The sequence below is a fragment of the Marinomonas sp. AWM4_232 genome (genome assembly GCF_056158325.1).
In genome coordinates this window covers 3674539-3687940 of record NZ_JBSWTA010000001.1, presented here as the reverse complement: position 1 = coordinate 3687940, position 13402 = coordinate 3674539, and the positions used below count along the sequence as shown (strand labels likewise).

Annotated in this window: 8 protein-coding genes; 6 read left to right on the top strand and 2 right to left on the bottom strand. The window is 43.1% G+C overall.

Annotation, left to right across the window (positions count from 1 at the left end):
* The first annotated feature begins 17 nt into the window (after window positions 1-17).
* A complete protein-coding gene (locus ACXAC1_RS17450; RefSeq protein WP_475063128.1) occupies window positions 18-1898 on the top strand; it encodes a vWA domain-containing protein in 1881 nt (626 codons plus the stop codon).
* A gap of 4 nt (window positions 1899-1902) precedes the next feature.
* A complete protein-coding gene (locus ACXAC1_RS17445; RefSeq protein ID WP_475063127.1) occupies window positions 1903-2706 on the top strand; it encodes a class II glutamine amidotransferase in 804 nt (267 codons plus the stop codon).
* A gap of 85 nt (window positions 2707-2791) precedes the next feature.
* Here the strand turns inward: ACXAC1_RS17445 and cysK are convergent, their stop codons facing one another.
* The gene (cysK, locus tag ACXAC1_RS17440; protein ID WP_475063125.1) at window positions 2792-3757 is read right to left on the bottom strand and encodes a cysteine synthase A; all 966 of its coding nucleotides are present in this window, start codon (window positions 3755-3757) and stop codon (window positions 2792-2794) included.
* A gap of 245 nt (window positions 3758-4002) precedes the next feature.
* On the opposite strand from cysK, the gene hrpA reads away from it, so the two are divergent.
* Genes hrpA through ACXAC1_RS17420 form a run of 4 tightly spaced genes read left to right on the top strand, consistent with a single transcriptional unit; the run spans window position 4003 to window position 12105 of the window.
* The gene (hrpA, locus tag ACXAC1_RS17435) at window positions 4003-7914 is read left to right on the top strand and encodes an ATP-dependent RNA helicase HrpA (protein ID WP_475063124.1); all 3912 of its coding nucleotides are present in this window, start codon (window positions 4003-4005) and stop codon (window positions 7912-7914) included.
* A 20-nt stretch (window positions 7915-7934) separates the two neighbouring features.
* Entirely contained in the window at window positions 7935-8714 is a 780-nt protein-coding gene (locus ACXAC1_RS17430) for an MlaA family lipoprotein (RefSeq protein WP_475063122.1), read from the top strand.
* A gap of 27 nt (window positions 8715-8741) precedes the next feature.
* The gene (locus ACXAC1_RS17425; RefSeq protein WP_475063121.1) at window positions 8742-9791 is read left to right on the top strand and encodes a polyamine ABC transporter substrate-binding protein; all 1050 of its coding nucleotides are present in this window, start codon (window positions 8742-8744) and stop codon (window positions 9789-9791) included.
* A 19-nt stretch (window positions 9792-9810) separates the two neighbouring features.
* Complete coding sequence (locus ACXAC1_RS17420; protein ID WP_475063120.1) at window positions 9811-12105, top strand: putative bifunctional diguanylate cyclase/phosphodiesterase; 2295 nt, start codon at window positions 9811-9813, stop codon at window positions 12103-12105.
* On the opposite strand, the gene ACXAC1_RS17415 is transcribed toward ACXAC1_RS17420, so the two are convergent.
* Window positions 12102-13220, bottom strand: a complete 1119-nt coding sequence (locus tag ACXAC1_RS17415) for a PQQ-dependent sugar dehydrogenase (protein ID WP_475063118.1) — start codon at window positions 13218-13220, stop codon at window positions 12102-12104. The two genes, ACXAC1_RS17420 and ACXAC1_RS17415, sit on opposite strands and share 4 nt — an antisense overlap.
* Window positions 13221-13402 lie beyond the last annotated feature (182 nt).

Below are 13402 nucleotides of genomic sequence, written 5' to 3'. Positions count from 1 at the left end.
GCCCAAGGAGTATCAAAATGGTGAAACGAAGACAGTTACAAGCTTATGTATTATCACTGTTTCTTTTCTTTGTACCTTGGGCCTCTGCGGATACCCAATTTCGATTAATCGTCGATGCATCAGGCAGTATGTTGATCAGTGATCCTGATAAGTTAACGTCTGAATCTCTTAAATTGATCTCTGACCTTGCGCCTGAACAAGAAGCCACCCTCGGAGTATGGCTCTTTGGTGAGCGCGCTCGTGTACTGTTGGCTGAATCTAAAATCAATGCTTCAACCAAGGCTCGCTTAAATAAAGCGGTAAACAGTTATACGCCAGGCGACCTACAAACCGACCTAGAATCTATTATCAAATTGCTTTTGCAAACACCTGATGTAGGTGGTTTAGAGCCAGGCTTTGATCGACACTGGATACTCGTGACCGATGGCATGGTGGATGTCAGTTTAGATGAGGCAGTTAACCAAGCTTCTAGAAATCGTATCACTAATGAGCTCGCTACTCAGTTGGCGGAACGTGGGGTGCACTTGCACACGGTTTCGATGACAGGCTACACCGACAAAGAGCTGCTTCAATCTGTTTCGACATTGACCAATGCAACACACACGGAAGTAGCCACACCCGATGAGCTGCTTGATACATTTGATCGTATCTTTTCTCAGGCCTCGCCATCTGAAGAAGTGCCTTTTGAAGGCAATACTTTTTTCATCGATGAGGCAATTGATGAAGCCACATTGCTCATCTTTCATGATTTAGGTGTTCAACCAAAGATTTTCAAACCCAATGGTCAACTGCTTGCTTTGACAGAAGCCAATGTCTCTTCAGTCGATGCAGATCATTACCTGCTGGCAACGATTACGAAACCAGCTGTGGGGACATGGCAAGTGGAAGACGTTGACTTAGAACGTAGTAATATCCGCGTCATAACGAAGCTGAGTGCGCAAACTACCAAAGTAGCGCCTGTGTTGTTTGTAAATGAACCGATCTATTCAACAGTTGGCTTGTTTCAAGATGATCAGCTTATTAACGATTCTAAAATGTTGGAGTTGGTCGACGTTCATCAACGATTGAATCTATTAAGCGGGGAGAGCAGTAAGGAGCTAATGAAGCGTCCCCTTGATGTTGCAAACTATCAGTTCAAGAATAAGATTGACCAAATAACAGATGAAGGCAACTACGAGTTGATTTCTGAAGTGGACGGCAAGACCTTCGTTCGTAAATTGAGTCAATTCTTTTCCGTGGCTGCGCCAATCACCTTTGAGGCAGAGCGTCAAAGCGAAAACCTGGTCTCGTTCTCTGCCAAGCCCACAAACCTTCGATTAAATGTTTTAAGAAGTAACGCGCGTCTTATTTTGACGTCAGCAGATGGTGGTGAGGAGTCTTTAGAGATGCCTTTGATTGGCGAAGGATTTTGGCAAAAGATTTACCCAGTGCCGCCAAATAGTACCGTCAGCGCTCATGTGCGATTAATCGGTATCACCCAAACCGGCGTTCGATTTGAGTACTCAACACCTTCTTGGTATCTGGTCCGTGATGGAGCGGGCAGTGTAACGGTCAGTCGATCTCAACAAGAGCCTGATGCCGCGATTGCAGCGGCGGCAGCAATCAATAGAGATCTTGTGCCTTTGGTTGTAACACCACAAGTGGCTATCGTCTCTGAGTCCGAATTAGACAATGAGCCTGAGGGAATTAGCAGTGAAGAAGATGCAGGTTCAACGGATGAGCCTTTGCCTGAAGCATCAGATGAATCATTAGTTGAAGAAGCTGAAACAAGTCTATCTACTACAGACTGGCTGCTTTATGGTGCTCTAAATGGCCTAGGCTTACTGTTATTGATCGGTGGCTATTGGTTATTCCGACGTATTCGGAAAAAACGTAAACAACTAGTAATAGAAGATTAAATCAATGTGTGAGTTACTTGGCATGAGTGCCAATGTCCCTACGGACATCTGCTTCAGTTTTTCTGGTCTAAGAGCTCGTGGCGGTCGTACAGGTCCCCACAAAGATGGTTGGGGCATGGCAATGTATCGTGACAGTAATGTGTGGTCTATTCTTGACCCGAGACCTAGCGCCGACTCCGATATGGCTGATGTAATGAGCAAGACTTCTCTAAAATGTCATATTGTAATCAGCCATATTCGACAAGCAAATGTTGGCAATGTTTGCTTGCCTAATACTCATCCTTTCAGTCGTCTTTTGTGGGATACAACATGGAGCTATGCCCACAACGGCCAGCTTGATACGCCTCAAAGTCTGACATTACTGACCCATTTTCCTTTGGGGACAACTGATTCTGAGCGCGCGTTTTGTTGGCTGATTGAGCAGCTGCTGGCGAAGTTCGGAGATCAAATGCCAGAGCTTGAAGAGCTAACGGCATTTCTTGGTGAGCAATGTGACCGCTTAAGGGAAAAGGGTGTGTTCAACATGATGCTCTCCAATGGGCAGTATTTATTTTGCTACTGTACAACCAAGCTTCACTGGATAACACGTCGTGCACCGTTTAAACCAGCAACACTTTCTGATGAAGATGTCACCATTGATTTCAAAGAAGTCACCACGGACAAAGATGTTGTCACTGTGATCGCGACACAGCCTCTTACTCATGATGAGACATGGCAGCAAATGCAAGTGGGTGAGATGTGTGTGTTTGATGCGGGTGAATTGGTGGCTCGTATTGAGTCAAAGCCGTTAGTTCAAAGCTTTGAGTAGACGTAAAAATTTTGCGATAAAATGAAAGTGATAAAAAAAACAGGCTCAATGAGCCTGTTTTTCGTTTAAACGATGTTGATTCAAGTTACTGAACGGTTTCGTTTTCGCTGAACTCGCCTTCAAAAAGCGCTGTTGATAGATAGCGCTCACCAGAATCTGGTAACACAACCACAATTTTCTTATCAGCAAATTCAGGATCTTTGCTAAGCTTTTCCGCTGCAACCACTGCCGCGCCACAAGAGATACCGCATAGGATGCCTTCTTCACGCATTAGGCGTTTTGCCATGGCAATTGCATCTTCGTTGGTAACTTGTTCAACACGGTCAACAACTGAAAGGTCGAGATTCTTAGGTACAAAACCTGCACCAATACCTTGGATCTTATGTGGTGCTGGAGTAGGCGTTTCATCGTTAATGGTTTGTGTAATAACAGGTGATGACGTCGGTTCTACTGCAACCGAGGTAATGGCTTTACCCTGAGTGTTTTTAATGTAGCGGCTTACACCTGTGATGGTGCCACCTGTACCAACACCCGCCACGAACACATCGATCTCACCGTTGGTGTCATTCCAAATTTCTGGGCCAGTCGTTTTCTCATGAATTTCAGGGTTAGCAGGGTTATCAAATTGCTGTAGTAAGACAAAGTTAGGGTCTTGTGCAATCTCTTGTGCTTTTTCGATCGCACCTTTCATGCCTTTAGCTGGCTCAGTTAGAACAATGTTAGCGCCCAATGCTTTCATGACTTGGCGACGCTCAAGACTCATGCTTGAAGGCATAGTGATGGTGATCGGGTAGCCGCGAGCTGCGGCAACGAAACATAATGCAATCCCAGTGTTACCGCTCGATGGTTCTACTAGTGACTTACCTTTGGTAAGAACGCCACGTTTTTCTGCGTCCCAAACCATGTTCGCACCAATACGGCATTTAACAGAAAATGCTGGGTTACGGGCTTCAACTTTAGCCCAAATATTGCCGTTACCGATTTGATTAAGTCGCACTAATGGCGTGTTACCAATCGTCAAAGAGTTATCATTAAATACTTTTTCAGACATGGGTCATCCTTATCTTTTACATCAAGCGTTTCAAACGTATTGGATTGTAGACATTCACTATACCTGCTTCCAGTATGAGGAGGTAAGAACTTTGCACTATATGGTTAGATTTGATGGTATGAAAAACAGCGAGTATTCATACCATACTCGTGAAGCAATTTAGTGGTAGAATCTTATTTATATTAAATAGTTATCGTCAGTGCTCGATATTTAGCACTGCACAATTGAAAGGTTACATCCATTTCATGCGAGAACACACCGAATCCATTGCCATGACTGCTGGGCAAGATCTGCTGATGGCAAAAGATCGCTTCGCGATAAAACGCAAACTAGACGTACTTGATAAACGTCGTAAAGAAGGCCTACCAACATCTAAGCTTGAAGCTGAATTGGCAGAGTTGGTCGAGGCATCGAAAGCACTCTATCAGGCCCGACAGGAACGTATGCCGACCATTACTTACGATGACTCGTTACCCGTTTCTGCTCGTCGTGATGAAATTATTAAAGCGATACAAGAAAACCAAATCGTCATCATTGCCGGTGAAACCGGTTCTGGTAAAACGACTCAACTTCCTAAAATGTGCTTGGAAGCTGGTCGAGGTTTGACTGGCCAAATTGGCCACACCCAGCCACGACGAATTGCGGCACGCAGTGTGGCGGAACGAATCAGTGATGAGCTACAGGTTAAGTTGGGGGAAGCGGTTGGTTTCCAAGTCCGTTTTACGGATGAAAGCCAAGAAGATACCCTGATTAAGTTGATGACTGACGGTATTTTGTTGGCGGAAATTCAGCAAGATAAGTTCTTACAAAAATACGACACCATCATTATCGACGAAGCCCATGAGCGTAGTCTAAATATCGACTTTTTGTTGGGGTACTTAAAGCGTATTACAACGCAACGTCCTGACCTAAAAGTTATCGTTACTTCGGCAACCATCGATGTGGAGCGCTTTTCACGTCATTTTAATGATGCACCAATTATCGAAGTATCGGGGCGTACATACCCGGTAGAAATTCGTTATCAACCGTTATTAAGTAAATCCGATTTTGAAGAGCTCGATGAAGATCAATCAATGGAGCAGGGTATTCTGGATGCCGTGACCTTATTGATCGCCGAAGAGCGTGAGACGGGGTATCGCGGTGCCGGCGATATTCTTGTGTTCTTGCCTGGTGAGCGTGAAATTCGTGAGACCGCTGAGTTACTGCGTAAGGAAGCGCTTCAAGGGGTTGAAGTATTACCCCTGTATGCGCGATTAAGCAGCTCGGAGCAACAGCGGATTTTTAAACCCCACGGCGGTCGACGTATTGTGTTATCGACCAACGTGGCGGAAACATCTTTGACGGTACCGGGTATTCGCTATGTGATTGATCCAGGCTTAGCGCGTATTAGTCGTTACAGTGTACGCTCAAAGGTCCAGCAGTTACCGATCGAGAAGATTAGTCAGGCCAGTGCAAATCAAAGGGCAGGTCGATGTGGACGTGTGGCGGAAGGTGTTTGTATTCGCCTTTATGACGAAGAAGATTTCAATGGACGCCCAGAATTTACCGATCCGGAAATTTTTCGTACCAACTTAGCCTCTGTTATTTTGCAAATGGCGAACTTGCGTTTAGGTGCGGTTGAAAAATTCCCATTTGTTGAAATGCCTGAAAAACGCATGATTAACGATGGTTATCGTGCTTTGACCGAATTGGGGGCATTGCGTGGGGATCGATTAACCACTATCGGCCGACAATTAGCAAAACTTCCGATTGATCCCAAACTTGGACGTATGTTGATTGCTGCCAATGACCGTCATGTCTTGAAAGAAGTTGCCATCATTGTCAGTGCGTTATCGGTACAAGACCCTCGTGAGCGTCCACAAGACAAGAAAACTCAGTCAGACCAATGTCACGCTGTCGATAAAGACGAAAACTCTGACTTCATGGTATTGCTGAACTTATGGCAACGTTATGAAGAACAACGCCAAGAATTGTCTCAAAATCAACTACGCCAATACTGTCGTAAGCAATTTTTGAACTTTATGCGTATGCGTGAATGGCGTGATATCCATCGCCAAATATTGATTGCTTGTAAACAACTTGGCTTTAAAGAAGTTGATCATGAAGAGCGCCAGTACGACTCGATTCATCGCGCTTTATTAGCGGGTTTGTTCACTCAAGTTGCTAATAAGGTGGATGAAAGCAAAGAAATGCTAGGCTGTCGCTCGCGCAAGCTATCCATCTTTCCAGGCTCTATGTTGTTTAAGCGCCCGCCACAGTGGGTGATGGCAGCTGAGTTGGTTGAGACGAGTAAGCTATACGCGCGAATCGTTGCGAAAATTGACCCTCAATGGGTAGAAGACTATGCTGCACCATTTGTGAAGCGACAGCATTTCGACCCACATTTCGAACGAAACCAAGGTCGTGTCGTTGCCTTTGAGCAAGTGTCATTGTACGGCCTGATTCTTGTGGCCAAACGTCGTATAGATTATGGGCATGTGAATCCAGAAGATGCTCGCGAAGTCTTTATTAGGCAAGCATTGGTCGAAGGTGGCTTAAAATCCAAAGCCGCTTTTTATAGGCAAAATGCTGAACTGATAAAAAGCGTTGAGACTCAAGAAGCAAAACTCCGTACACGTGATATTTTGGTCGACGATGAAGCTGTATTTGCTTTTTATAACGAACGTTTGCCTGCTGATGTGCGTAATCAAAAGAGCGTTGAGTATTTTGCCAAGCGAAATCCCGACGCACTGATCATGACGCGTGACGATTTGATTAACCAGGATGTCAATGTTGATGAGTATGCCTTCCCTGATAATTACTCGTTAAATGGCGTTGCCTTACCCATAGACTACGAGTTTGCCCCAGGCCAGCAGAAAGATGGGGCCACTTTAAAAGTGCCTGTCGGATTGCTAAGACAGCTAACTCTAGATGAGCTTGGTTGGGCTGTGCCTGGTTATGTTAAAGAGCGTTGCGAGTCTTTGATCAGAGCGTTACCCAAAGCATTACGTCGCCGCTTTGTCCCCATTCCACAGTTTGTTGAACGTATTTATCCAAATCTGTCGAAGGACAAAGGGGATCTATTAGAGCAGCTTTCACTTCAAATTAAGCGAGAAACTCTGATCGATATTCCGTTAACCGAGTGGAATGCGGATAAATTAGAAGGGCATTTAACTCTGAATATTGATGTGATTGACGAACGTGGCAAAGTGTTGGGCAGTGGTAAGAATCTGTCTGAGCTACAAACCCGTTTTGCAGAGATGGTCGAAAAAAGCTTTGCAAAATTCGGCACGAAAAAGCATGAACAAGTTGAGTTGACCGAATGGCCCGATCAGGATGTTCCAGAACGACAAGAAATAAAACAAGCTGGGATTAAAGTAACCGCTTTTCCCGCTTTAGTTGCGAGCGATGGCAGTAGTGTTTCTTTAAAAATGTTCGATGACCCGAATACAGCCATGGAAGCTCATCGTAAAGGGGTCATTGCTCTATTAAAGTTAGCGCTTCACAAGGATATGAAATACCTTGAAAAGAACTTACCTAAATTACGAGAGTCTATGTTGTTATTCTCACCAATAGGTAAGAAGGAAGTATTACTTCAAGATTTGCTGGATGCGATCGTCGAAAAAGTGTTTCTCGATGAACGTCCATTGCCGCGTACCAAAGAAAGTTTTGAGCAACGCTTAATGGATCATAAAAAGCAGCTCATCAGTATTGCTAATGACATGGCGTTACAGTTACATGCCGTTTTATCCGCTTATCAGCAAGTGGCTAAGCGAATGAAAGGCTCCATTCCTCTGCCTTGGACTCGAGTCTATGGTGATATCAAGAAGCAGTTGGAAAATTTGGTGTACCCAGGTTTTATCGGTGCTACGCCACTGTATTGGTTAGGTCAATTGCCGCGCTACTTTAAGGGTGTTGAGGTTAGGCTAGAGCGTTTCCAGAACCACCTCAATAAAGAGAATGCCGCAGTTGGTGAGTTGGAAAACCTTTGGGAGCAATATCTGCGTCAGAAAAAAGCTCATGATGAGAAGGGTATTTATGACCCTAATTTGACGCGTTATCGCTGGTTATTAGAAGAGTATCGAATTTCATTGTTTGCACAAACCGTTGGAACGTTAGAGCAAATTTCTGACAAACGCTTAGCTAAACAGTGGCAAGAAGTTAAAAAACTTGTTTAAACGCAAGGAAGGAGACACACATGAAACGTATAGTAGCCAGCATTGGATTGCTAATTGCCTCACTCTTTGCAGTGGCTGAGACTGCAGAGGATCCGTGGGAGGGTTTTAACCGTTCCATGTTTGCCTTTAACGAGACAGTTGATGAGTATGGGCTTAAGCCTTTAGCGCAGGGGTATGACGCGGTAACCCCAAACTTTATGCAAAAAGGGATTAGTAACTTTTTCTCCAATCTAGGAGAAGTCCCCAATGCATTTAACAACCTGTTTCAAGGCAAGCTTGACGAAACAGCTTCCTCAACCTTTCGTTTTATCATCAATTCAACATTCGGTATTTTTGGTTTGTTTGATGTCGCCAGTGAAATGGGGTTGCGCCCCTATAATGAAGATTTTGGGCAAACTTTGGGTTACTGGGGGGTATCATCTGGGCCATATCTAGTCTTACCATTTTTTGGTCCATCTACGGTTCGTGATGCAAGCGGCATGGTCGTGGACTATTCTATATATGATGCAATGGATGCTTATGAGTTTACGAACAATGATAAATGGATTGCTCGTGGTATTAACGTGATTCAGTTACGAGCTAGATATCTTTCAGCAGAAAGAATGATCTTTGGGGATCGCTATACTTTTCTAAGAGATGTCTATTTGCAAAATCGTGAAGGAGAGATAGGTAGTCATAAATTATATATCGAAACTCAAGCCCCTTTAAACAATGAGCTGAACGAGCCGGAGGTTGACTCTTGGGGGCAGGATGAGGATTCATGGGGAGATGCTTCTGACTCTTGGGGTGACTCATTTTAATACGCTGGTATGTTGAAATGTAAAGATATGGTGTTATTAGCTGCTCATACACTTCTCATAATTGTTGCCTTAAGTACAGCATTACCTAATTTTGCTTATGGGGCCGATAAAGAGCCATTGATCTTTTATACTTGGGAAGATTACATTGATCCTTCTATCATCGAAGACTGGGAAGCTGAAACTGGAGTGCCGGTAAAGCTAGTCTTTTATGATGATGAAGCGCAGAGGAACTTGGTCTTATCAAGGGAGGAATCATCTCAAGTTGATGTGACTATTGTAGACAATGCTTCAATGAGAGTTATAACAGGAGTGGGGCTTTTAGATAGGATTCCTAAATCAAATCATGAAACCTATTGGCCTGAAGCCTGCGGAGATTATGGCAGACCTTATCTATGGGGCAGTTATGGTATTGCTTATCGGTCTGACAAGATTGACTTTCCTATAACAAGTTGGCGAAACCTACTGAACCCTGATCAACGCTTGAAGGGGCATATAGGCATGATCGGGCAGGCGGATGAGTTGCTTATCACTGCTCTAGCTGGAATGGGTTATCCCATAAATACTGCGAATGACACATTTTTGAAACAAGCGTTTAACTTGTTGAAACATCAATCGCATTTCGTTGCTACCTATGATTATCTTTATACCTATACTTTGAATAATCCAGAGCAAGATGATATCTGGATAGCTCCAGCATACTCTGGTGATCATCATGGTTTAAACATGATACAGGGCATTGACAGCTGGAAGTTTGTTGTACCAGAAGAGGGTGCGATTGTGTGGTTGGATTGTATTTCAATTGTTGAGAGTTCAAATATGAAAGAAAATGCGTTAGCTTTTATTGAGTATTTGAATCGCCTTGATATTGGAGCCCGCAATGCAGAGTATTTGCAAACCGCCAGTCCATATAAGGAGGTTTGGACTTTGATAAGTGATAAATTGAGGCGTGACTTCTCGGTATACATAGGTCGCGAGACTCCATCAAAAACAGTGCCTTTTGAAGGGGTTCCTGGAAAAGAAATATTGAAACGAACTCGTATTAAGGACGCTTTGCTGCGATATTATGACTCTAACTAAGCGCTTAGTACTGTTAGTTTTGCCAATTTTGCTGATAGGTGTACTTGTCGCTGCTATTGGTGTTCTCAGTATTCAAAAAGATACCCTTATTAAGGTAGAGCAGAGTCGCCTTGACCTTCAATTATTGCAAGCCAAAGTTGAATTCGAACGCGAAGCGAATTTAAGCCTTGGCGTTGTATCACTTCTACTAGAAGGTAAGGCCTTCAGTGATTTTACTCGTCATCTTGGACAAGATATCAGTGCTTATCTTGTCACACAAAGACTTGATTACATGCTAAATGATCTACTTGGTGATAATCACGTTCGAATTGCAATTACGGTTTTGGATAAAACGGGCGAGTCTCTATATCATTACGAAAGAAGTGATAATCCCTTTTCAAAGCCATCAACTTTTCTTCCTAGTTTCGCTCGCTCATTGATTAAGAAAAATAGTTTTGAAGAGCAAAAGTTGATGTTCTTAAAAAATGATGCTCATGCTTATTTGTATGGTCGTACGTTAGATGGCACCACCTTAACTACACCTGTTCGAAACTCAATGGAAGACTCTCTTGCTTTGGTTGTTACAGTTTATATGACCGAATTTGACAATATATTAATGTCATTACAGAGCGAGTACGGCGTACGTCCAATGATTATTAATCGACCATCATCTTTTGGCCAAACACTTGAAGGAAACACTCGTACCGTTGTGTTGTTCCCTGGTACCGTTCTTCAGCAAAAGCTAACTTCTGAGTACTTATCCAAAACACGTTCAGGCCTGACAGACTGGATAATTGCCACCTCATTAGGGTTAGGGCTTGCCATTGCAACGATTCTGCTGATTTCAATTCGAAAGTTCATTATTCAACCCATAGAAAGTTTAGATACACAGTTATCTCTTTTAATGAAAGAGCAGACTCCTGACTTTAATCGGCCAATTGAGAGCGATGAAGTCAGCCGTCTTGGAGCTAAATTCTATGATTTGTATGAACAGCTAAATATGAATCTTCGTAAGTCACAAGCTCTTGCTGTTACCGATGCATTGACTAAACTTCCTAATCGGACTCGTTTCCAGGAGTTTGCAAAAAGGGTGCTGGTAAGGGCTTGGAATAGACACAGTCATGTCTCCTTGATTTATATCGATTTAGATAACTTTAAGTTTGTTAATGATCGCTTGGGACATGAAGCTGGAGATGAGTTACTTCAGCATGCAGCTAAAGCATTTGAAAGTTTAATCAATGCAAACCAGGACAAAGAACAAAGCGCTTTAGTTTCTCGATTAGCTGGCGATGAGTTCGCCATAGTTTTGGCTCATGATAATCTAGATGAGCGTATAGAACTCGCTAAAAGCGTCGTTAGTTTATTTGAAGGGGGCTTTAAGACAGAGCGATATATTACGCCTGTGTCAGCGAGTATAGGAATTGCTAGTTATCCGACAGATGGTGAGGGTTTACGCGAGTTGATTGCAAACGCTGATATGGCCATGTATCACGCAAAACGTACCGGTAAAAACCGTTTTGCGGCATATTCGCATACCATTGCCAGAGAAGCGCGTCGAGTTAAGCTCATTGAGGATGCACTTAAATTTGTTAACTGCGACGAAGAGTTCTCTCTAGTGTTTATGCCGTTTGTTGATAAAGACCGAAAAATTAAAGGTCTTGAAGTACTTCTTCGTTGGTATTCCCCTGAGCTTGGTCAAATAACGCCAGATGAGTTTGTACCAATCGCTGAACAAACAGGAACTTATACTAAAATTGACGACTGGGTATTTAGAAACGCTTTTGAGCATCTTGAAAAGCTGAGATCATTCTTAGGTGAAGATATTGTTATTGCGATCAATATTTCTGCTGGAGAATTAGGCCAAGCGAGCTTTGTTGATCGTATAATCGAGCTTAAAAAGCTTTATTCTGTTCCTGATTGTGCGGTTGAGCTTGAAATCACGGAAACGTTTGGTTATTTCGCTGTTAAACAGGTTTTAACTGTTTTACAAAATCTGCGAAATCATGGTTTTAGAATATCGATCGACGACTTTGGAATAGGGTATACGCCTTTGTTACAAATGATTGACTACCCGGTAGATAAAGTTAAGTTTGATAAAGAATTGGTTGATCGCTTAACGAATAAAACACATCATCAGTTAATGCAACCTACAGTTGAGTTATGTCACTTGCAAAATATCAACGTAACCGCGGAAGGTGTCGAGAATACCGATAAATTTGAGCTGCTAAAAGAAGCTAAATGTGACTATTTTCAAGGCTATTCAATTGCCCAGCCAATGACGATTACTGAGCTTCGTCAATGGCACAGACAATATAAACTTTCAGATGAAGCTTAGTGTAAGCTATATGTGTCTTTAGGTCTGATATTTAAAATACGTCCTGAGTCGGTACTGATCATCAGGCTACCGTCTTGCATTTCAATGACGTCTCTCATACGCTCATTAAGTTCTTCTAAAAAGCGTGTTTCAAAGACTTCACCTGACTCCAAACGAACATTGTTTAAATGGCGTAGTGCAAGAGCTGTTGATAGAAAATCACCTTCCCAATCTTTAAATAATTGACCACGGTAGATCAGTAAAGAGCTTGGCGCGATAGAAGGAATGTAAACTTTCGCAGGGTCTTCCATACCTTCTTTACTGGTTGCCTCACCGACAGAAAGGGGCGCCCAGTATTCCTTACCATGAGAAACGATTGGCCACCCGTAGTTTGCACCGGCACGTATAAGGTTAATCTCATCACCACCTCGCGGACCATGTTCATTGGACCATAGAAACCCTGTTTTGTGATCATAGAACAAACCTTGTGGATTTCTATGCCCGAAACTCCAAATTTCAGGCTTGATGTTGCCATGGCGAACGTAGGGGTTATCTGCAGGGACTGTACCGTCCATATTTAATCTTAGAATGCTACCGGCATGATTTTTAAGGTCTTGTGCATTAGCACGTGTACCCCTGTCCCCAACACTGAAGAACACATGGCCATCATCATCAAACGCAATTCGACTACCAAAGTGTTGCCCTTTTTCGGATGAGGATTCTGTAATAAGAAGGTCTTGCCAATCAGTAAGAGATAGATCTTTCAATTTCGCTCGCGCAAGAGCTGTACTCGCTCCTTCTTTAGTGGGGTGAGCGTAAGTGAAATACACCCAACCTGATTCTCTATAGTTAGGTGCTAACGCTACATCGAATAGACCACCTTGCCCCATTCTCGCAATGTCAGGCAGACCTTGTATTTCATCCGTATCACCAGTATTTAAGTTTAGGCGTAAAAGCATGCCATCAAGGATGGTAACGAGTAGGGTATTTTGGTCCAGCTGCGCCATACCCCAAGGGATTCCATTCACTTGTGATATCTGGTTAATCTGAAACTTTATATCTGCTTCCACTGCATAGGAGGACGAGCTGATTAAAATCAGAACGCCAATCGCAAATTGTTTAAGATTTTGAAGCATATTGATACCTAGTTCATTCAAGTAGTTTGAGTATAGGTTCAAAAAGCATAAGAAATACGGCGATACGCCGCGTTTCATAATCATTGCGGAATACTTGCCAACTGATCATAAAATCAGCAGTTAAAATAACAAAACGCGACATAAAGTCGCGTTTTTTTGGGAATTCAGCTAAGCCGAATTAT